Raw genomic sequence first — 20,226 nt, 5'->3', positions numbered from 1 at the left:
CGGGTGCGCGGATTCGTCGGCAGGCTGCTGCTCGGGGCCGCCGACGCGCTCGGCGGCCGCGCCCGGCGTGGGCTCACCGTCGCCGAACGGTCCGTGCTCGCGGGGGTCTTCGGCGACGGGCTGGACCTCGACCCGATCGTCGTCGTGCCCGACCGCGCCGGGCTGCTCGGGCTCAGCCGCCGCCCGGTCACGCTCGGGACGTCGATCCACCTCAAGGGCGCTTCCTCGCCCGGCCTGCTGGTGCACGAGGCGGTCCACGTCTGGCAGTACCGCCGGCTCGGCGCGCGCTACGCCCTCGACGCGGTCCGCGCGCAGTGCTCCCGCACCGGGTACGACTGGCGCGCGCCGGCCACCGACCGGTTCGCGGAGCTGAACGTGGAGGCCCAGGCCCAGTTCCTGCAGGACCTGGTGACCACTCCCGCCGTCGGGACGGACCACCCGGGCCTCGCCGCGGACGCCCTCGCGAGCGTCCGCGCACCGAGCCGCCCCACGACGACGTGGCCGGGCCGGAGGGGGAGGGCGTCCGCCTAACGGAGCCACGGGATGTCGCCGTCGACGGTGGTGTCGACGACGCGGTGGCGCACCGGCGGCGGGACGTCCGGGCGCATGCGGGCGACGAACTCGTCCCACGCCGCGAGCTTCCCGTCGTCCTGGCGGCGGCCGCGCTCCTCGATCCGTCGTCGGAGCGTGGAGGCGTCGATCCGTACCCAGACCAGGTGGACGGCGGGCCCGCCCAGCTCGGTCACCCACGCCGCCCACCGCGCCGGATCCCGGATCTGCCCGGTGAACGGTGCGACGACCAGGACCGGGCACCCGTGCGCGCGGATCTCGCGGGCCGTGGCGGTGAGCCCGCCGTACTCGTGGACCTTGACGTGGTCGTCGTACCAGGAGCCCTCGCGCTCGCCGTCGGGTCGACCCGCCGCGGCGAGGGTCGCGCCGACGAAGCCGCGGTAGACGGTGTCCTTGTCGAGCAGCGCCGGGTGCGGGTCGAGGCGGCGGGCCAGCTCTGCGGCGACGGTCGACTTCCCCGCGCCCGGGGCGCCGGCCACCACCCACACGTCGGCGTTCACACGGGCCGCAGCCGCACCCGCGACGGGTCCAGGTCGTCCATCCGCTCCACGCCCATGAGCGCGAGGGTCCGGGTCATCTCGGCGCGCACGATGTCGAGCATCCGCGTCACGCCCGCCTCGCCGCCGGCCATCAGGCCGTACATGTAGGCGCGGCCCAGCACGACGGCCTGCGCGCCGAACGCCTTCGCGGCGACGACGTCGGCGCCGGTCAGCACGCCGGTGTCGAGGAAGACGCTCGTGCGGTCGCCCACCGCGGCCACGACGTCGGGGAGGATCTCCAGCGGCACCGGCGCCCGGTCGAGCTGGCGGCCGCCGTGGTTGGACACCACGATCCCGTCGGCCCCGAGGTCGACCACCGCCCGCGCGTCGTCGACGTGCTGGATGCCCTTGATCACGAGGTGCCCGGGCCACTGCTCGCGCAGCCAGGTCACGTCCCGGGCGACGGCGGTCGGGTCGAACATGTGCGTGACCAGGTCGGCGACCGTGCCGTTCCAGGAACTCAGCGAGGCGAACGTGAGCGGCTCGCTGGTCAGCAGGTTGGCCCACCACGCCGGGTGGCGCGCCATGTCGAGCAGCGTCCGGCCGGTGAGCGACGGCGGGATCGTGAGGCCGTTGCGGTTGTCGCGCAGCCGCGCGCCGGGCACCGGGGTGTCGACCGTGAGGACCAGCGTGTCGAACCCGGCCTTGCGGGCCCGCTCGACGAGCTCGCCGGAGGCGTCCCGGTCGCGCCACAGGTAGAGCTGGAACCAGTGCCGGGCGAGCGGGGCCTCGTCGCGGAACTCCTCGATCGACGTGGTGCCCATCGTGGACAGCGCGTACGGCACGCCCGCCGTCTCCGCCGCGCGCACCACGGCCCGCTCGCCCTCGTGGTGGGCCATCCGCGTGAAGCCGGTCGGGCCGAGGATCACCGGCATCGACGCGGACTCGCCGAGGATCGTCGTCGAGGTGTCGATCGAGCCGACGTCGCGCAGCACGCGCGGGGAGAACTCGACGCGGGAGAACGCATCGCGGGCCCGCCGCAGCCCGATCTCCTGCTCGGCGGCCCCGTCGACGTAGTCGAACACCGCCCGCGGGGCCCGTCGCCGCGCCGCCTCGCGCAGATCGGCGACGGTGAAGGAGGACTCGAGCCGACGACGGGTCGGGTCGAGTCGCGGCGGCCGGACGCGCAGGAGCGGCTTCAGGTCGCGGTAGCGGGGGAGCTGGCGTCGCACGGGCACGCGGGACTCCTTCGTCGCAGGGTGCCCCGACCCCAACACGCGCACCGGGGCGGGGCAAGCGACCGCCGGGTCAGCGTCGCAGCGAGGACCGCTTCACGCCGCCGAAGATCGCCGTGGCCACGAACAGGACGATGCCGACGACCGCGAGCCAGAACAGGCCCTTGATGACGAAACCGAGAATGGCGAGCACGAGCCAGACGACCAGGACGAGCAGGAGAATTCCGACCATTGTTCCGCACCTTTGCAGAAGGGGGAGAGCCGTTTCTCCCGGGTCCGGCGGGAATGCCCGGGCGATCGCCGTACGACGCTCCCGATCATCACGGCCGCGTCCGGTCGTGCCCCACCGGTCGTTGCCCGCTGTGGTCTGCGTCACTTACCGTGGGTTCCCGCGACCGGCAGGGGGCGACATCATGGACGACGCGACCCGGGCACTGCTCGCGCTCTGGGACACGACCGAGGAGACCGTCGGGGGCCTGCGTCCGGCCGATTGGGCCCGTCCGCTCGCCCGCACCGAGCGGGCCCGCGCCTGCGCGGCCCTCGACACCGGCGGCACCGACGTCACCGATCTGGTCACCCATCTCTGCGGGGTGCACTACGCGGGGCCGGACCGGCTGCAGGAGGAGCTCGCCGCGGCCCACGTCCGCGCCGGACGACACCTCACCCATCTCGCCCCGCACGGCGAGGAGCTCGCCGCCCACTGCCTCGACATGTGCCTGCACACCCACGACCTGCTCGCCGCCCTCGACCGCGAGCTGAACCGCGACGCGGCCGAGGCGGCCGCCGCGGCCGCGTGCGAGCTCGTCGTCGGGGTGGTGCCGCGGTTGCTCGCCCACGCGCCGACCCCGCGCGCCGCGTCGCTGCGGGTGGTGGTGCGGACCTCGAGCGGGGTGGTCGTCGACCGGGTCGTCCCGACGACGGGTCACGGGGCCCCCGAGACCCTCGAGGCCGACGCCGTGGCGCTGGTCCTGCTGCTGTCGGCACGGCGGGGTGCCGACGAACTCGGCGATCGCGTGACCGGGAGCGGGCCGACCGCGCGGCGGGTGCTCGCGGTCGCGTGAGCGCTCAGTCCATCCGGACGCGCAGCAGGCTGACGAACGCGACCGCCGCCAGCACGGCGACGATCACGGAGAAGACGACGGCCGCCGTCACGAGCCCGATGGCGGCGGACAGGACGCCCTCCCCGATGACGGGCAGCGAGATCGCCACGTAGAGCACGAGGAAGAAGCTCGACGCGACCTCGCTGCGACGCTCCGCCGGGCTGCCCGCGTTCACCGCGCCGAGGCCGGCGCGGAAGGACATGCCCTGTCCGACCCCGGCGATCGCGGCTCCGACGAGCAGCACCCAGAGGGAGGCCACGGCGACGGACAGGCCGACCACGAGGATGCCCACGACGAGGCCGACGCAGCCGGTGAGCAGCGCCGGGCGGAGCGAGAGCCGGGACGACGCGATCTGGCCGAGCGTGGAGAAGCCGAGCAGGGTGAACACCACGAGACCGCTGACGAAGTGGTTCTCGATCCGCAGCACCTGCCCGACGAAGGCGGGCGACACCGCGGTGAACAGGCCCAGCACGGCGAACCCCGCGAACCCCGCGATCGAGGCGCCGACGAACACCGAGCGCACCTCGGCGGGGACGCCGAGCCGCTGCGGTGCGAACGAGGCCGTCGCGCCGGTGGTGTCGAGGGGCTCCGCGACGAGGTAGGCCCCGACCGCCACGAGCAGCACCAACACGATGTGCACGGCGTAGGGCAGGAACAGCGGCAGCGGCGCGAACTGCGCGAGGGCGCCCGCGAGCACGGGGCCGAGCCCGAGGCCGAGCATGTTCACGCAGGCGGCGACGAGGCTGTAGCGGGCCTGCTTCCCCGCCGGCGCGAGGTCGACGAGCGTGGCCGTGGCGGTCGCGGTGAAGATGCCGGCCGACAATCCCGAGAGCACGCGACCGACGAACAGCGCGGTGAGGCTGTCGGGGACGAGGAAGACCGCGCTCGACACGGCGGCGAGGGCGAGACCGGGGAGCAGCACCGCACGGCGGCCGAGCTGGTCGGAGAGCCGGCCGAAGAAGATCAGCGCGGTGGCGACCCCCACCGCGTAGGCGGCGAAGATGAGGGTGACCACGACCTGCCCGAACCCGAGCTCGCGTTCGTAGAGCGGGTAGAGCGGTGTCGGCAGCGTCGCGCCGAGCATGGTGACCAGGAAGGCGAGGGCGACGACGACGGCAGCGGCCGGGCCCCGCAGGCCCCGTCTCGTGCCGGCCTCGGACGTCGTGCTGATGGTGGACCTCCGTCGGGTGGGACGGAGGCAGTTGTTCCCGCTATCGATCGGGCCTACGCGCTGGCCGCGGTCTCCTGTGCGCGCACGGTCTCGACGACCGACAGCAGCGCGGCGGCGCCGACGGCCTCGCGCCAGCGCGGGGCGGGACGCTCCGCGACGGTGGGGACGGGTGCGAGCGCACGCTGCGTGATCACGTTCGCCGGACCCATGACCTGCTCGTCCATAACGTCCACCCCGCTTCCCGCCCGGCGCGCCCGTCGCGCCGGTCGTCGCACGTGTATCCGCAGAATGGGCCGCAGCCGTTACCCCGAAACGCCGCGGACCCCGGATCGGATGAATCAGGTCGCGGAATCCTTCGGACGGCGCAGCCGTCGGCTCGATCGGCTGTACCCCGGCGACGCCGAGGCGTCACCCGTCGGGTCCGCTCGGCCCGCCCGGGACGGATCCGCGACATCTCGACCGGAGGTGCGGTCCCCTGCCGTCCGGCGGACGGCGCGCGAGGATGACCGGGTGCCCGAGCCCTCCTACGACGTCGCCGCCCTCCGTGCCCGCTTCCCGGCCCTCGACGCGGGCTACGCGCACTTCGACGGACCGGGCGGGTCGCAGGTGCCGGTCGAGGTCGCGCGGGCGGTCGCGGACACGCTCACGTCGCCGATCGCCAACCGGGGCACCACCTACCCCGCAGCCCGCAACGCCGAGCTGGTCGTGCTCGCCGCCCGGCAGGCGATGGCGGACCTCCTCGCCGCCGACCCGGCCGGCATCGTCTTCGGCCGGTCGATGACCGCCCTGACGATGGATCTCGCCCGGACGCTCGCCCGCGACTGGGGGCCGGGCGACGAGGTGGTGGTGACCCGCCTCGACCACGACGCGAACGTGCGGCCCTGGGTGACCGCCGCCGGGCGCGTCGGGGCCACCGTGCGGTGGCTGGACCTCGACCCCGCGACGTGCGAGCTCGACGACGTGGCGACGGTCCTCTCCGACCGGACCCGGGTCGTCGCGGTGACCGGCGCGTCGAACCTCGTCGGCACCCGCCCCGACCTGCCGGCGATCGCGGCGCGGGTGCACGCGACCGGGGCCCTGTTCGTGGTCGACGGCGTGCACCTCACCGCGCACGCGTCGATCGACGTCGCCGCGCTCGGCGCGGACGTCTTCCTGTGCTCGCCGTACAAGTTCCTCGGCCCGCACTGCGGGGTGCTGGCCGCCGCCCCCGCCCTCCTCGAGACGCTGCACCCGGACAAGCTGCTGCCCTCGACCGACGCCGTGCCGGAGCGCTTCGAGCTGGGGACGCTGCCCTACGAGCTGCTGGCCGGCACCACCGCGGCGGTGGACGTCCTCGCCTCCCTGGGCGGTGGCGAGGGCACCCGCCGGCACCGCCTCGTCGTCGGGATGGCGGCGGTCGAGGCGCACGAGGACCGGCTGCGGCGGCGGATCGAGCAGGGACTCGCGATGCTGCCCGGGGTCGAGGTGCTGAGCCGGGCCCGCCACCGGACCCCGACCCTGCTCGCGCGCGTGCCCGGGGGTGACCGGCAGGCGTCGGCGTTCCTGGCCGAGCACGGCGTGTTCGCCCCGAGCGGGTCGTTCTACGCGCTCGAGCCCGCGCGGCGGCTCGGCCTCGGCGAGGCGGGCGGGCTGCGGATCGGGCTCGCGCCCTACTCGGACGACGACGACGTCGACCGCCTGCTGAACTCCCTGGGAGAGGCCTGCCGGGTCCAGGGCGAGCGGAACGACGGGGCATGAGACGCATCCAGCTGAGGCGCGCCAAGGGGTGGCGCAAGCCCGAGGAGGCCGTCACCGTCGCGCGGCCGTCGTCGTGGGGCAACCCGTTCCGGCTCGGCGAGACCGTCGAGGTGGGCGGCGAGCGCGTCACGCTCGACCGGGACCTGATGATCGCGCTCTACCGCCGCTGGCTCGTCGAGCGCCCGGAGCTCGTCGAGAAGGCCCGGACGGAGCTGGCGGGGCACGACCTCGCCTGCTGGTGCGCCCCGGACGAGGCCTGCCACGCCGACGTGCTGTTGCGCATCGCGGCCGGGGGAGATCCGTAGCCGTACCGGAGCGCGACGGCGCGGGCACCCGCCGTCATGACGTGCCCGGATCGTCCTGTTCGCGCAGGTCAGCGAGGTGCGGCTTAGCACGTCGGTCACCTGGACGACACATGACCTTCTGAGAGTGGACGGGCCCCCGCCCCGGCTCGAAGGAACTCGATGACCGCCACCGCTCCGCCCACAGCGCCACCCGAGACCTCGCACGGCCGCCTCGCCGACAACGCGCTCGGCCTGCCCTCGGTCCTCTTCTGCATCGTCACCGGCGCCGCGCCCCTGACCGCCATGCTGTTCAACGTCCCGGTCGCCGTGAACGGCGGCGGCTGGGCCGCGCCGGCGGCGTTCGGGATCGCCACGATCGCGCTCACGATCTTCTCGGTCGGCTACATCGCGATGTCGAAGCGGGTGACGAGCGCGGGGGGCTTCTACACGTTCGTCAGCCGGGGGCTCGGCCGCGTGGTGGGCGTCGGTTCCGGGTTGCTCATCGCGCTCTGCTACATGATCTTCGTGGGTGCCGTCATCGGCGTCATGGGGTACTTCGCGGCGTCGACCGTCGAGACGTTCACCGGCCTCGCGCTGCCGGCCTGGCTGTACATGGCGCTGGGCCTCGCGATCATGAGCCTGCTCGCCTGGTTCCACATCGAGCTCACCGCGAAGGTCCTCGGCGTCATGCTCGTCGCCGAGGTGCTCGCCCTGATCGTCCTCTCGCTGGCGATCTTCGTGTCCGGTGGCGCCGAGGGCTTCTCGGCCGCACCGTTCGACCCCTCGCAGGTGTTCGGCAACGCCGGCGCCCTGCAGATCTTCGGGACGACGGCGGCCGGCATCGCCCTGTTCGCGGCCTTCTGGTCCTGGGTCGGCTTCGAGATGGCCCCGAACTACGCCGAGGAGTCCCGCGACCCGCACAAGATCGCGTCGATCGCGACCTACGGGTCGGTCATCGGGCTCGGCATCTTCTACATGTTCGTCTCGTACGCCTTCGTCACCGGCTGGGGGCTCACCGGCAGCGTCCAGGCCGTGTCGGACCAGCTGAACGGCACGTACGCGTCGGCGTTCTACCCGCTCTCGGACCGCTTCGTCGGTGGCTGGCTGACCGTGATCATCGAGATCCTGGCGGTCACCAGCTCGTTCGCGTGCGCCATGGCGTTCTACAACACCTCGGCGCGCTACCTGTTCGCGCTCGGCCGCGAGGGCGTCCTGCCGCGGGTGCTCGCCCGGACCTCGAAGCACCACGGGCCCGGCGTCGCGGCCATGACGACGACGGCGATCGTCGCGCTCTACATGCTCGGCTTCACCCTCTACGACCCCTCGACCGAGGCCGCGCTGACCAAGCTCGGCACCTGGTCGCCGCTGCTCGGGGTGCTCGGCATCCTCGCCGTCCAGGCGCTGGTCTGCGTCGCGATCGTGCGCTACTTCCTGACGACGGCCCGCGACGGCTTCAACGTCCTGACGACACTGGTCGCGCCCGTCGTGGGGTGCGTGGCCATGGTCGGCGCGTGCTACCTGCTGGTCGACAACCGCGCCGAGCTCGCCGCGGCGGACGGCGTCCCGTTCATCACCCTGCTGCCCTACGTGCCCGTGGTGATCTTCGCGGTCGGCGTCGTCATCGCCCTGGTCCTGCGGTCGAGGCGGCCCGACGTGTACGCGGGACTCGGCCACTTCTCCCTGTCCGACCCCGAGCTCGACGCCCCGCAGGAGGTCGCCCGATGACCGCACTGGACGAACCCCAGGTCTCCGTCGCCCACCCGCTCGAGCCGCTGACCGCCGACGAGGTGTCGGCGGCGGCGGCGATCCTCAAGGAGGCGCGGGGGCTCGGCCCGACCGCCCGCTTCGTGTTCATCCACCTCCACGAGCCGTCGAAGGCGGACCTCGCCAGCGGCCGGGACCTGCCCCGCGAGGCCGAGCTGGTCGTCTACGAGCGGTCCGAGCGGACGCTCTACGAGGCGGTCGTCTCCCTGACCGACCGGTCGCTCGTCGCCTGGGTCCCGCGGCCGGGCGTGCAGGCGCCGATCATGGCCGAGGAGTTCTTCGCGACCGAGGACATCGTCCGTGCCGACCCGCGCTGGCAGGAGGCGATGCGGCGGCGCGGGATCGAGCAGTTCGACCTCGCGATGATCGACCCCTGGGCGTCGTCGTGGACCGGGCCGGCGGACGACCCCACGGAGCGGCGCATCGTCCGGCCGCTGACCTGGATGCGGTCCGCCCCCGGGGAGCACGGCTACGCCCGCCCGGTCGACGGCCTGATCGTCACCGTGGACCTCGACCGGCGCGAGGTGGTGGATGTCGAGGACCACGGGATCGTCGACCTGCCGCCACAGCCCGCCAACTACGAGCAGCCGTGGATCCACGACCCGGCGAACGTGCCGCGGGTCGAGACGATCCGCGACGACGTCAAGCCGATCGAGATCACCCAGCCCGAGGGGCCGAGCTTCACCGTCGAGGGCCACGCCGTGTCCTGGCAGAAGTGGCACCTGCGGATCGGCTTCACCCCGCGGGAGGGCCTCGTCCTGCACGACGTCTCCTACGACGACCGCGGCACCCGGCGTCCGATCCTGCACCGCGCCTCGCTCGCCGAGATGTACGTGCCCTACGGCGACCCCGCGCCCACCCACCGCTTCAAGAACGTGTTCGACCAGGGCGAGTACGGCGTCGGCTGGCTCGCGAACCCGCTGACCCTGGGCTGCGACTGCGTCGGGCACATCCGGTACTTCGACGGGGTCGTCAACGACCAGGACGGTGGCGCCGTCGTCATCCCGAACGCGATCTGCATGCACGAGGAGGACACCGGGATCGCGTGGAAGCACACCGACTTCCGCACCGAGAAGGTCGAGGTCCGCCGCCGCCGGCGCCTCGTCATCTCCTCGATCGTCACCGTCGGGAACTACGAGTACGGCTACTTCTGGTACCTCTACAACGACGGCATGATCGAGTACGAGGTGAAGCTCTCCGGGGTGTTGTCCACCGGGTCGATCCCGGTCGGCGAGACCCCGGAGCACGGGGTCCTGCTCGCCCCCGGCCTCTACGGCCCGCACCACCAGCACTTCTTCTGCGTGCGCCTCGACATGACCGTCGACGGGGCGGCGAACACGGTCACCGAGATCGACTCCATGCCCTCGCCGCCCGGGCCGGCCAACCCGCACGGGAACGCGTGGGTGACGACCCGGACGCCCGTCGCCTCCGAGGCGCAGGGCGCCCGGGACACGGCCCCGGAGCGGGCGCGCTTCTGGAAGATCGAGAGCGCCACCGAGACCGGCCCGACCGGCGCGCCGACGGCCTACGCCCTCATGCCGGGCTCGACGGTGCCGCCGATGTACTCGCCGGAGGCGGTCTTCGCGCCGCGCTCCGGGTTCACCGAGCACACCGTCTGGGTCACCGCCCACGACCCCTCCCAGCGCTTCGCCGCGGGCGACTACCCGCTGCAGGCGCCGGTCGGGACGGGGCTGCCGCACTACCTCGAGGGCGACCGTCCGCTCGAGGGCGCCGACGTCGTCGTCTGGTACACGTTCGGCGCCCACCACGTGGTGCGGCCCGAGGACTGGCCGGTGATGCCGGTGTCGACGATCGGCTTCATGCTCCGCCCGTCCGGCTTCTTCGACGGCAACCCGGCGCTGGACCTCCCGGCCGGCGCGCCGCACGGGGAGGCCTGCCACTAGGGGGGCGCCCCACTCCGAACGAGCGGCACTCTCACCGCATCGATGTGCACGAGAGTGCCGTTCGCTCGTTCCGGGGATCGCCCGTTCGGGCTACGGTCCCGCGTCATGGGGGTCGGGGGCGGGCACGCTGGGCGTGTGACGGGTGTGGCAGGAGTGGTTCTCGCCGGGGTGCTGCTGGTCGGCTGCGGCTCCCCCGACGCCGGGTCGGTGCCGGCGCCGTCGTCCGCTCCGGTGTCCGTTCCGGTGTCGACGCCCGCTCCGAGCAGCAACGACGTGCTGTCCCCGGCCGTGACCCGCGTGCTGCCGACGGCCTGGGAGCGGCTCGCGGCGAGCGCTGACCGCCTCGACCCGGCGGCCGGCTACCCGCGCTCCGTGGACGCGGGGAAGAGCACGTGGACGACGAAGCCGGTCGACGACTGGACCTCCGGCTTCTTCCCTGGCGAGCTGTGGCTCGCGCACACGATGACGCGGGACCCGGCCTGGGTGGCCCGGGCGCAGCGCTGGACCGACCCGATCGCCGGGCAGGTCACGCGCACCGATACCCACGATCTCGGCTTCGTGGTCGACGACAGCTACGGCGCCGCGCTGGACCAGACCGGCCGCGGGGCCGAGCAGATCGTCACCGCCGCCCGGTCGCTCGCCACCCGGTACTCGCCGTCCGTGAAGGCGATCAAGAGCTGGGACACCGAGGGCGACGACGACAAGCGCGGGTCCTGGCGCTTCCCGGTCATCATTGACACGGTGATGAACCTGCCGCTGCTCGACCGGGCGGCGGCCCTGCCGGGCGGCGACCCGGCCTGGAAGGACATCGCGACCCAGCACGCGCTCACGGCGTCGACGACCAACATGCGCCCCGACGGGAGCATCGCGCACGTGGCGGTGTTCGACCCGTCGTCGGGACAGCTCGTCAAGCGCGACACCTGGCAGGGCGCCGACCCGGACTCGACCTGGAGCCGCGGGCAGGGCTGGGCGATCCACGGGTTCGCCGCGCAGGCCCGCGCGGCCGGGAACCCGGAGCTGCTGGCGGCGGCGCGGAAGGCCGCCGACTGGTGGCTCGCGCACACCGCGCCGGGCGCGCGCGTCCCGTCGTGGGACTTCTCGAGGCCGAACGAGGAGCGGGACACCAGCGCGGCCGCCGTCGCCGCGTCCGGGCTGCTCGACCTCGCGGCACAGACCGGCGACGCCCGCTACCGGCAGGTCGCGCTGGAGACCCTCGACGAGCTGGCCACGCGCGACGTCGCCCCGGACGGCCCCGCCCTGCTCGCGCACGCCGTCGGCGGGAAGCCGCAGGACAGCGAGGTCGACGTCGGGATAGTCTACGCCGACTACTACTTCCTCGAGGCGGTCGGTCGCGCGTCGTAGTCCGCCCGCGCCGCCTCGACGTCGGGAATGTGGACCTCCGCCCAGCGCGTGAGCTGCTGGACGAGCCCGACGAGGTCGCGGCCGAGGCCGGTGAGCGCGTACTCCACCCGCGGCGGCACCTCCGCGTACACCGTGCGGCGCACCAGCCCGTCGCGCTCGAGGCCGCGCAGGGTCTGCGTGAGCATCTTCGGGGTGATGCCGCCGATGCGGCCGGCGATCTCGCCGTGGCGCAGCGTGCCCGCCGCGAGCGTGCTCACGACGAGGACGCTCCACCGGTCCCCGATCCGGTCCAGCACCTGACGGCTCGGGCAGTTCGCGTCGAACGGGTCGGCCTCCACCAGCTCACTATCCATCAGGTACCTACAGCACTTCAAGGTGCTCACTCTCCGATGGGAAGTGGCGGAGGTCGGGGCGGGTTGGCCGAGGCAGTGAACCCGCCTCCCGAAGGAGAAGCCGTGTACGTGATCACCGGAGCCACCGGAGCCCTGGGCCGTCTCGCCGTCGAGTCCCTGCTCACGCGGGTGCCCGCCGACCAGGTCCGCGCGACCGGACGCCGGATCGAGGCGCTCGAGGACCTCGCGGTTCGCGGCGTCGACGTCCGCCACGCGGACTACACCGACCCGGACTCCCTGCGGGCGGCGTTCGCGGGCGCCACCCGGGTGCTGTTCGTGTCGGGCAGCGAGAACGGCGCGCGCCTCCCGCAGCACCGCAACGTCGTGGACGCTCTCGTGACCGCCGGCGGCGTCGAGCTCGTGGCCTACACGAGCATCCTGCACGCGCAGACCTCCGATCTGGTCCTCGCCCCCGAGCACGCCGCGACCGAGCGGCTGCTCGCCGAGGCGGGCCTGCCGACCGTGCTGCTGCGCAACGGCTGGTACGTCGAGAACTTCCTCGGCGCGCTCCCGGCGACGATCGAGCACGGGATGATCGGTGCCTCCGGGGAGGGCCGCTTCGACGCCGCCACCCGGGCCGACTTCGCCGAGGCCGCCGTCGCCACGCTGACCGGCGGCGCGTCGGCGGGCGACGTCCTCGAGCTCGGGGCTCCCGGGTTCACCCGCGGCGAGCTGGCCGCGGAGATCGGCCGGGCGGCGGGCCGCCCGGTGACCTACACGGATCTGCCCGCCGCGGACTACGCGGCGGCGCTGACGGGGGTGGGTCTGCCCGAAGAGGTCGCGGCGATGCTCGCCGACAGCGACCGGGGCGCGGCGGCGGGCCTGCTCACCGTTCCCGGCGACGACCTCGCCCGGCTGCTGGGCCGTCCGGCGCAGCCGTGGGCGCAGGTGGTGGAGCAGGCGGTCCGGGCGGCGCTCGTCACCCCCTGACCAGGGCGTTCCTCCGTCGTGGAGCCGGAGGCGGCGGTACTGTCCGGTTCGTGTCCGCCGCGCCCGGTCCGGTTCCCGACGCCCCGCCGTTCCGCAGCGTGCTGCTCGTCTACAACCCGAACAGCACCGGCGGCGGCGAGGGCAAGGCCCACACGCTCGCGCGCGAGCTGCGCGGGCTGTGTCCCGGTCTGGACGTCGACCTCGTCCCCACCGAGTACGCCGGCCACGCCCGGACGATCGCCGAGAGCGCGGCCCGCACCCACAAGCCGTTGGTGGTCTCGGTGTCCGGCGACGGCGGCTACAACGAGGTGGTCGACGGTGCGATGGCCGGTGGCGACGGCCGGCGCACCGGCACCGTCGTTGCCGTCACGTCGGCGGGCAACGCGAACGACCACCGCCGCGTCACGCGGAAGCGACCGCTGGCGGAGGCGATCGCCGAGGGCACCGTGGAGTACCTCGACGTGCTGCGGCTGACGATCGGGTCGAACCGGCCCCGGTACGCGCACTCCTACATCGGGCTCGGCATCACCCCGGTCGTCGCGCTCGCCCTGGAGCGGGGCGGCAAGGGGTCGCTGCGTGAGCTGGTGACGACGTTCCGGGAGTTCCTGCGTTTCAGCCCGTTCGAGATCGAGCTGGAGGCGTTCGAGGGCGAGTCCCGCGACGGGGTGGGCGTTGGCGACTACCTGGGGCTGCACCGCTACGACAGCCTGATCGTCGCGAACCTGTCGGAGATGGCCAAGTACGCGCGCCTGTCCGAGGGCGACCCCGCCGACGGCCGCTTCGAGATCGTGTCGATCCCGCACCGCGGCCGCATCCGGCTGCTGTTCACCGGCCTGCGCGCCGCGTGGAAGGGCCTGGGCTGGCAGCCCAGCGCCCGGCACCTGCGCTTCCGCACGTTCGGCGAGCTCCCGCTGCAGCTCGACGGCGAGGTGATCACGCTGCCCGGCGACACCTCGGTGGCGATCGAACTGGTCCCCGGCGCCCTCGCGACGGTGCGGTGAGCGCCGCCGACGACCTCGGGCTCGCCCGCGACGAGGCCCGCGCCCGGATCGTGGCGCTCGAGGCGCAGATCGCGAACATCGTCGAGACCGCGTCGTCGAGCTCGGGCGACGACGAGCACGACCCCGAGGGCCAGACGATCGCCTACGACCGCGCTCAGGCCCAGGCCCTGCTCGCCCGGGCCCGCGCCGACCTGGCCGAGGTCGACGCAGCGTTCGCCCGTCTCGACGCCGGCACCTACGGGATCTGCGAGGTGTGCGGCCGCCCGATCCCGGGCGAGCGCCTCGAGGCCCGGCCGGCTGCGCGGCGGTGTGTGCGGCACGCCTGACCCCGCCGTGGCAGGAAAGCGTCGTTGCTGTCATCCAGTGGCAGGTTCGCCGCATCGTCGTGACGCACGCAATGCGTCACTGCTGGCACCCAGAGCCAGGGAGTCCGGCTCCGTCAGGGGCGTCGGAACACCTCGCCGGCCGGGCGGACGGGCTTCGCGCCCGGTGCGGCGACGAACCGCTCCTCCGCCCGGGCCGCCGCCTCCGACGCCATCGCGGTCTCCCCGAGCCGAGCCGCGACCGGCCCGACCAGGTCCGCGGCGTCGTCGTCGGGAAGGGCGGTGAGCAGCACCCGCTCGCGCATCCAGCCGGTGAGTCGTTCCTCGTCGGCCTTCGGCAGCACGACGTCGGCGGCCCAGGTGGGGGCGAGCGACAGGTCGTCGAGCAGCAGGCCTGCCAGCACGCGGCGGAGGCGTGACACGCCGGTGCGGTAGAGGTCCTGACGACGGACGCGGTTGCGCAGCATGCGCGCGGCGCCGACGTCGAGCAGCGTCCGGCCGTCGTGGACCGCGCCGCCCAGGCCGAGCGGCACGGTGGTCCACCACGCGTACAGCCCGGGCGCGCCCGGGAGGCCGGCGACCGTCTCGTCGAGGTCACCCGGGGTGGCGATGAGCGCGGCGGCGGCCTCGTCGGGGGTCACGACGGCGAGTCTGCCGCGACGGTGTGGCTCTGCTGCGACCGAGTGCCAGCAGTGACGCAGTGGGGCAGCGGGAGGATGCGGCGAACCTGCCACTGGTTGACAGCAACGACGCTTTCCTGTCACGGGGGAGGACCACGAGAGGTCAGGCCCGCAACGACCGGGCCAGCACGGCCGCCCCCAGCGCTGCCACGGGCACGAGCAGCAGACCCGTGCCCACCGAGGAGACGTCCGCGATCGCGCCGATCACGGGCGGCGTCACGAGGAACCCGAGCCGGGCGAGGAACCCGACCACCGCGATGCCGTCCCCCGGTCGCACCCCCGGCACGGTCCCGGCGGCCGCGAAGGCGAGCGGGAAGAGGGTCGCGACGCCGAGCCCCGCGACGGCCCAGCCCGCGACCGCCGCGACCGGGTGGGCCACGAGCAGCGCGACCGCCAGGGCCACGGCCGCCACGAGGGCTCCGAACCGCGCGATCCGGACCGCGCCGAAGCGGTCGACCACCCGGTCCCCGCCGAGCCGACCCGCCGTCATGAAGACCTGGAAGGCGACGAAGGGCAGGCCGGCGACGAACGCCCCGGCGCCGAGGTCGTCGCGCAGGTAGACCGCGCCCCACGAGGCCGAGGAGTCCTCGACCGCGCCCGAGCACACCATGAGCCCGGCGATCGCGAGCAGCCCGAGCACCGCCGGGCGGGACCGCAGCACGGACCGCATCCCGACACCGGCGGCCGCGTCGACGTGCCCGGCCGAGTCCGGCACCGTGAACACCCACGCCACCGCGGAGGTCACGACGAGGACCACCGCCACCGCGCCGAGGTGCCACCCGATCGGCACCCCCAGCCCCGCGGCGCCCGCCCCGAGCAGGCCCGCGCCGACCGCCGCCACACTCCACGTCGCGTGCAACCCGTTGATGATCGAGCGGCCGTAGCGGTCCTGGACGACAAGGCCCTGCGCGTTCATCCCCGCGTCGGTCCAGGCGTCGGTGAGGCCGAGGACGAACAGGGCCGCCGCGAGCGCCCACCAGCCCGGCGCGAGCGCCACCAGCGGCAGCAGGACCGCGCCGAGCAGCGAGACCGCGGCAGCGACCCGTCCGCTGCCGAACCGCGCGATCAGCGGCCCGGCGAGCACCCCGAACACCAGCGCCGCCGCCGGGAACGCGGCGATGGCGGTGCCGAGCTCGGCGTTGGAGAGCCCGAGGCCGTCGCGCAGCGCGGGGAAGCGCGGGACCAGCGAGTTGTACGTGGCGCCGTTGACCGCGAAGAGCGCCATGACCGCCCCGCGGGCGCGGCGGTCGACGAGCACGTCAGAAGGCATACCGGACCGTGAGCCACGGCGCGTGCACGTCGATCAGCTCCCGCATCCGGGCGACGGCCCGGCGCTTGACGTCGACCCGGTAGCGCACGTTGTCCTGTCCGTTCTGCGACGTCTTCGCCTCCTGCGCCTCGGGGCGCCACAGCACGTCCTCGGCCCGGGGGTGCCAGCCCAGGTTCACCTCGTGCAGGCCCGCGTTGTGCGTCAGCAGGATGACCTCGCACGCCGCCTGTGCGCGGGCCGCGGGGGAGAGCCGGTCGGAGAGCTCGTCGAGCAGCGTCGCCCACCGCCGCTGCCAGCCCTCGCGCAGCACGACGGGGGAGAAGTTCAGGTGGACCTCGTAGCCCGCCGTCAGGAAGTCGTCGATGGCCCCGATGCGGTCGTCGATCGAGGAGGTCCGCAGGTCGAGCAGCCGGGCGTCCTCCGGCGGCATGAGCGAGAAGCGGACACGCGTCGAGCCCTGCGGGTCGAGGTCGAGCAGGCCGCGGTTGACGAACTTGGTGGCGAAGGAGGCCTTCGCTCCGGCGAGCCCGCGGAAGTGCGCGACCGCGTCGGCCACCGCGTCGCTGACGAGCGCGTCGACCGAGCAGTCGGAGTTCTCCCCGAGGTCGTAGACCCAGTCGACCGGGTCGCACTGGTTCGGCTCCGCTTTGCGCCCGGTCCGCCCCAGGTGCCGCGTGACCGCCCGCAGGATCGCGTCGACGTTGGTGAACACCGTGATCGGGTTGGCGTAGCCCTTGCGGCGCGGGACGTAGCAGTAGGCGCACGCCATGGCGCAGCCGTTCGCCGACGACGGGGCGATGAAGTCGGCGGAGCGCCCGTTGGGTCGCACCGTCAGCGACTTCTTCTCCCCGAGCACGAGGTTCTCGGCCTTCACCCGCACCCAGCGCGACACGTTCCCCGCGTTGCCGTGCAGCTCGGGGATCGCCCAGTGCGAGTCGACCTCGCGGACCTCGGCGTCGGGGAAGCGCCCCAGCACCTCCTGGCCGCGCATCGAGCACAGCGCTGCGGGCTCGGCCCAGACGGTGCGGACGTCGAGGAGGTCGCGGGCCAGGTCGCCGGGGCCTACGACGTCCACGTGTCCGACCGGCGCGCCACCGCGTACGTCTCCTCGATCGCCGCGGCCGTCAGCCGGTCGCCACGGCTGCGCAGCGACCGGCCCAGGTCCCCGGCGCGCGTGACGATGACCCCGCGCGGACGGCTGTGGTTGACGATCGTCGCCCCCACCACCACGACGACGGGCGTGACCGGCGGCGGGTTGAGCACCTCCTCGAAGCCCGCGGCGAGCGCGATCCCCTCGGCGAGCCGGTCGGCGACCTCCTCGGCCAGCGTCCGGATGCGGGCGAGGTCGACGTGCTGCCCGTCCACCTCGAGCCCGTCGCTGGAGGCGTGCACCTTGCTGCCGGGTTGCGGGCGGTCCTCCAGCACGAACACGCCGCCCGGGCAGATGACCAGGTGGTCGAGGACCACGGTCTCGTGGCCGACCACGAGGTCGATCCCGTGCAGCATGCGCCAGCGCGCGGCACGTCCGAGGCGGGTCGACACCGGCGCGGCGAGTTCCCGGCTGAGCGACTGCGCCACCTCGAGGCGCGCGTCGGCCTGCCGCCGCAGGGCGACGTCCTCCTCCCGCCGTCCCTCCCGGCGGGCGAGCGCGGCGCGCCGGGCGAGCCCGTGGTCGGGGGTGTACCGGGCGAGGTCCACCCAGTCGCGGGCCGGGCGCTGCCCGGTCCGCTCGTGCCCGGCCGCCCGGGGCCCGCCGTCGTCGAAGGAGTCGAAGCGGAAGCCGTCGGCGGAGTCGGCCGACCAGCCGCCGGCGGGCGTCGGCACGCCCGCCTCCAACGCGGTCCGTTCCGGACGACGGGTCGGCTCGGCGTCGCGCGCCGCCGGTGCCTCCCGCGTCGCGGCGCCCCGGGGCCGCGGGAAGCTCAGCGTGTCGCGGACGCGCTGCCGTCGGGACGGGGCCCTGCGCGGTGCGCCGTCCTCGCCGAAGCCGGGGAACGGGTCGAGGCCGTGCGCGGCCAGCCACTCGTCGAGCTCGGCGACGAACGTCGTCCGGAAGGCGGGCGGGACGTCGCTGACCTCGCCGGTCTCCAGGTCGTAGTCGCCCAGGCGGCTGCCGTAGGGGGAGATCACCACGACCTTGTCGCCCCGGCCGAGGCGGTTGCGGCGCGCCGGCATCAGGAGTCCCGTCCGTCGAGCCAGCGGGTGATGTTGTCGTGCTCGACGCTCGTCAGCTGCCGCACCCCGTCCGCCACGGCACCCTCGACCAGTGCGCCGGCGAACGGGATCGTCACCGTGATCGCCACGTCCACGTCGAGCACGCAGGCCGTGCCGTCGCCGCCCACGCCGTCCACCGACATCGTCCCCTCCGCCCGGACCGGTGCCCGGGGCACGCTCACCTCGACCGTGCCCTCGCACCGGTCGTCGGACAACCGCCACCGCTCCGTGCGCCGCAGCACCAGCCCGCCGGTCAGCAGCCGTCCGATCGCGGGCGGCACCTGCCCGGTGGGCACCGGTTGGCGCACCACCACCTCCAGCCGCGAGCCGTGCATCTCGTGGCGCTCCACCTCGCCGCCGCCACCCGCGTCGAGCCGGGCCCGGTGGAAGTCCGGGTCGGCGAGTGCCCGGGCGAAGGCGGCGACGGGGTGGGGGTACTCCCGGCCGGCCTGGAGACGGGTCGTCACATCAGGACATTGTGCCCGGCCGGGGCACACTGGACCTCGTGTCGGAGGCGCGCGTCGGGAGCCGGGGGTCCTCCGCGTCGACGGCGACGATCCTGCACGCCGACCTCGACGCCTTCTACGCCTCGGTGGAGCAGCGCGACGACCCCGACCTGCGGGGACGTCCCGTCCTCGTCGGCGGCGGGGTGGTGCTGGCCTGCAGCTACGAGGCCAAGCGGGCGGGCGTGCGCACTGCGATGAACGGGCGGCAGGCGCGGGCCCTGTGCCCGGAGGCGATCGTGGTCCCTCCGCGGATGGAGGCCTACTCCGCGGCGTCGAAGGACGTCTTCGCGATCTTCAAGGACACCACGCCGCTGGTGGAGGGCCTGTCGGTCGACGAGGCGTTCCTGGAGGTCGGGGGCCTCGCGAAGCTGGTCGGGAGCCCGCGCGACATCGCGGCGCGGCTCCGGGGCCGGGTGCTGGCCGAGGTGGGGCTGCCGATCACGGTCGGGGTCGCGCGGACGAAGTTCCTCGCGAAGGTGGCCAGCGGCGTCGCCAAACCCGACGGGCTCCTCGTGGTGGAGCCCGACGCCGAGCGCGAGTTCCTGCACCCGCTGCGGGTCGAGCGGCTCTGGGGCGTGGGGAAGGTGACGGCCGCGAAGCTGCACGGGCTGGGGATCCACACGGTCGCCGACGTGGCCGACCTCGGGGAGGCGGCGCTGGTCTCCCTGCTCGGCCCGGCCGCGGGACACCACCTGCACGCCCTCGCCACCTTCTCCGACCCGCGCCGCGTGACCCCGGGGGTGTCCCGCCGCTCGATCGGCTCGCAGCGCGCGCTCGGGAACCGTCGGCGCAGCCCGGAGGAGCTGGACACGATCCTCGCCGGCATCGTCGACCGGCTCGGCCGACGGCTGCGCGACGGCGGACGTACGTGCCGGACGGTCGTGCTCCGGCTCCGGTTCGGGGACTTCACGCGCGCCACCCGCTCGCACACCCTGCGCACCGCGACCGACCGCACCGCCCCGCTCGACGCCGCCGCCCGCGAGCTGCTGCAGGAGTCGATGTCGATGATCCTGCAGCGCGGCATCACGCTCATCGGCCTGTCGCTGGCCAACCTCGACCGCGACGGCCGCGAGCAGCTCGAACTGCCCCTCGACGAGCGCGACGAGCCGCACACCGCCCTCGCCGGCGGCGGGCCCGAGCGCGACCCGGCCGCCCTCGACTCCGCCCTCGACGCCGTCCGCGCCCGGTTCGGCTCCGCCGCCGTCGGGCGCGCGACCCAGCTCGGCCGCGACCCGGGCATCTCGGTCCCGGTCCTGCCCGAGCACGAGTAGCCCTTCCCGACGACGGGTCGGGCCATCTCGGGC

Annotated in this window: 22 protein-coding genes; 11 read left to right on the top strand and 11 right to left on the bottom strand. The window is 74.2% G+C overall.

The window, feature by feature from the left end; all coding sequences use genetic code 11:
- Positions 1-3: 3 nt before the first annotated feature.
- Positions 4-531 carry a hypothetical protein gene (locus QSK00_RS03525; protein WP_285587554.1) on the top strand — a complete coding sequence of 176 codons (528 nt, stop codon included), beginning with the start codon at positions 4-6 and terminating at the stop codon, positions 529-531.
- Here the strand turns inward: QSK00_RS03525 and QSK00_RS03520 are convergent.
- From QSK00_RS03520 to QSK00_RS03510, 3 genes are all read right to left on the bottom strand, one after another.
- Entirely contained in the window at positions 528-1,070 is a 543-nt protein-coding gene (locus tag QSK00_RS03520; protein ID WP_285587551.1) for a P-loop nucleotide/nucleoside kinase family protein, read from the bottom strand. The genes QSK00_RS03525 and QSK00_RS03520 overlap by 4 nt on opposite strands.
- The gene (locus tag QSK00_RS03515; protein ID WP_285587548.1) at positions 1,067-2,287 is read right to left on the bottom strand and encodes an alpha-hydroxy acid oxidase; all 1,221 of its coding nucleotides are present in this window, start codon (positions 2,285-2,287) and stop codon (positions 1,067-1,069) included. Before QSK00_RS03515 ends, QSK00_RS03520 begins: the two co-directional genes overlap by 4 nt.
- Before the next feature lie 70 nt (positions 2,288-2,357).
- Positions 2,358-2,516 (bottom strand): hypothetical protein, encoded by a 159-nt coding sequence (locus QSK00_RS03510; protein WP_285587546.1) that lies wholly within the window; start codon positions 2,514-2,516, stop codon positions 2,358-2,360.
- Positions 2,517-2,697: 181 nt separating this feature from the next.
- Between QSK00_RS03510 and QSK00_RS03505 the strand changes: the two genes are divergently transcribed.
- On the top strand, positions 2,698-3,345 hold the full coding sequence (locus QSK00_RS03505; protein WP_285587544.1) for a hypothetical protein: 648 nt from the start codon (positions 2,698-2,700) through the stop codon (positions 3,343-3,345).
- A 4-nt stretch (positions 3,346-3,349) separates the two neighbouring features.
- Here QSK00_RS03505 and QSK00_RS03500 read toward each other — a convergent pair whose 3' ends face one another.
- On the bottom strand, positions 3,350-4,477 hold the full coding sequence (locus QSK00_RS03500; RefSeq protein ID WP_352231082.1) for an MFS transporter: 1,128 nt from the start codon (positions 4,475-4,477) through the stop codon (positions 3,350-3,352).
- Between the two features lie 131 nt (positions 4,478-4,608).
- On the bottom strand, positions 4,609-4,779 hold the full coding sequence (locus tag QSK00_RS03495; RefSeq protein ID WP_285587543.1) for a hypothetical protein: 171 nt from the start codon (positions 4,777-4,779) through the stop codon (positions 4,609-4,611).
- A 286-nt stretch (positions 4,780-5,065) separates the two neighbouring features.
- On the opposite strand from QSK00_RS03495, the gene QSK00_RS03490 reads away from it, so the two are divergent.
- The 5 genes from QSK00_RS03490 (at position 5,066) to QSK00_RS03470 (ending at position 11,606) form a co-directional block, all read left to right on the top strand.
- Entirely contained in the window at positions 5,066-6,292 is a 1,227-nt protein-coding gene (locus QSK00_RS03490; protein ID WP_285587541.1) for a cysteine desulfurase-like protein, read from the top strand.
- Entirely contained in the window at positions 6,289-6,597 is a 309-nt protein-coding gene (locus QSK00_RS03485) for a DUF4326 domain-containing protein (RefSeq protein WP_285587540.1), read from the top strand. The genes QSK00_RS03490 and QSK00_RS03485 overlap by 4 nt, the downstream gene beginning before the upstream one ends.
- Positions 6,598-6,756: 159 nt before the next feature.
- Positions 6,757-8,301 (top strand): APC family permease, encoded by a 1,545-nt coding sequence (locus QSK00_RS03480; RefSeq protein ID WP_285587538.1) that lies wholly within the window; start codon positions 6,757-6,759, stop codon positions 8,299-8,301.
- On the top strand, positions 8,298-10,244 hold the full coding sequence (locus tag QSK00_RS03475; RefSeq protein WP_285587536.1) for a primary-amine oxidase: 1,947 nt from the start codon (positions 8,298-8,300) through the stop codon (positions 10,242-10,244). The genes QSK00_RS03480 and QSK00_RS03475 overlap by 4 nt, the downstream gene beginning before the upstream one ends.
- Positions 10,245-10,388: 144 nt before the next feature.
- On the top strand, positions 10,389-11,606 hold the full coding sequence (locus QSK00_RS03470) for a glycoside hydrolase family 88 protein (RefSeq protein ID WP_285587535.1): 1,218 nt from the start codon (positions 10,389-10,391) through the stop codon (positions 11,604-11,606).
- On the opposite strand, the gene QSK00_RS03465 is transcribed toward QSK00_RS03470, so the two are convergent.
- Entirely contained in the window at positions 11,573-11,959 is a 387-nt protein-coding gene (locus tag QSK00_RS03465; protein WP_502872004.1) for a winged helix-turn-helix transcriptional regulator, read from the bottom strand. The genes QSK00_RS03470 and QSK00_RS03465 overlap by 34 nt on opposite strands.
- A 102-nt stretch (positions 11,960-12,061) precedes the next feature.
- Here QSK00_RS03465 and QSK00_RS03460 point away from each other — a divergent pair, with 102 nt between their 5' ends.
- The 3 genes from QSK00_RS03460 to QSK00_RS03450 are packed head-to-tail and all read left to right on the top strand — an operon-like array spanning position 12,062 to position 14,255.
- A complete protein-coding gene (locus QSK00_RS03460) occupies positions 12,062-12,928 on the top strand; it encodes an SDR family oxidoreductase (RefSeq protein WP_285587533.1) in 867 nt (288 codons plus the stop codon).
- A 50-nt stretch (positions 12,929-12,978) separates the two neighbouring features.
- Positions 12,979-13,929 (top strand): diacylglycerol/lipid kinase family protein, encoded by a 951-nt coding sequence (locus QSK00_RS03455; RefSeq protein ID WP_285587530.1) that lies wholly within the window; start codon positions 12,979-12,981, stop codon positions 13,927-13,929.
- Entirely contained in the window at positions 13,926-14,255 is a 330-nt protein-coding gene (locus tag QSK00_RS03450) for a TraR/DksA family transcriptional regulator (protein WP_285587527.1), read from the top strand. Before QSK00_RS03455 ends, QSK00_RS03450 begins: the two co-directional genes overlap by 4 nt.
- Before the next feature lie 113 nt (positions 14,256-14,368).
- Here QSK00_RS03450 and QSK00_RS03445 read toward each other — a convergent pair whose 3' ends face one another.
- The 5 genes from QSK00_RS03445 to QSK00_RS03425 form a co-directional block, all read right to left on the bottom strand.
- Positions 14,369-14,893 (bottom strand): hypothetical protein, encoded by a 525-nt coding sequence (locus tag QSK00_RS03445; protein ID WP_285587525.1) that lies wholly within the window; start codon positions 14,891-14,893, stop codon positions 14,369-14,371.
- 142 nt (positions 14,894-15,035) lie between these two features.
- A complete protein-coding gene (locus tag QSK00_RS03440; protein ID WP_285587523.1) occupies positions 15,036-16,190 on the bottom strand; it encodes an MFS transporter in 1,155 nt (384 codons plus the stop codon).
- Between the two features lies 1 nt (position 16,191).
- Positions 16,192-17,277, bottom strand: coding sequence for a spore photoproduct lyase family protein (locus tag QSK00_RS03435; RefSeq protein WP_285587521.1), 1,086 nt, complete (start codon positions 17,275-17,277; stop codon positions 16,192-16,194).
- Positions 17,265-18,377 (bottom strand): nuclease-related domain-containing protein, encoded by a 1,113-nt coding sequence (locus QSK00_RS03430; RefSeq protein ID WP_285587518.1) that lies wholly within the window; start codon positions 18,375-18,377, stop codon positions 17,265-17,267. Before QSK00_RS03430 ends, QSK00_RS03435 begins: the two co-directional genes overlap by 13 nt.
- Positions 18,377-18,883, bottom strand: a complete 507-nt coding sequence (locus QSK00_RS03425) for a DUF2505 domain-containing protein (RefSeq protein WP_285587516.1) — start codon at positions 18,881-18,883, stop codon at positions 18,377-18,379. Before QSK00_RS03425 ends, QSK00_RS03430 begins: the two co-directional genes overlap by 1 nt.
- Positions 18,884-18,921: 38 nt before the next feature.
- Between QSK00_RS03425 and dinB the strand changes: the two genes are divergently transcribed.
- Positions 18,922-20,193, top strand: a complete 1,272-nt coding sequence (dinB, locus tag QSK00_RS03420; RefSeq protein ID WP_285587514.1) for a DNA polymerase IV — start codon at positions 18,922-18,924, stop codon at positions 20,191-20,193.
- Positions 20,194-20,226 lie beyond the last annotated feature (33 nt).

Origin of the sequence: Actinomycetospora sp. NBRC 106378, assembly GCF_030269685.1 — a bacterium.
Classification (GTDB): domain Bacteria; phylum Actinomycetota; class Actinomycetes; order Mycobacteriales; family Pseudonocardiaceae; genus Actinomycetospora.
The sequence above is the reverse complement of the archived record's forward strand: the minus strand, read 5'-3'. Positions and strand labels throughout refer to the sequence as shown.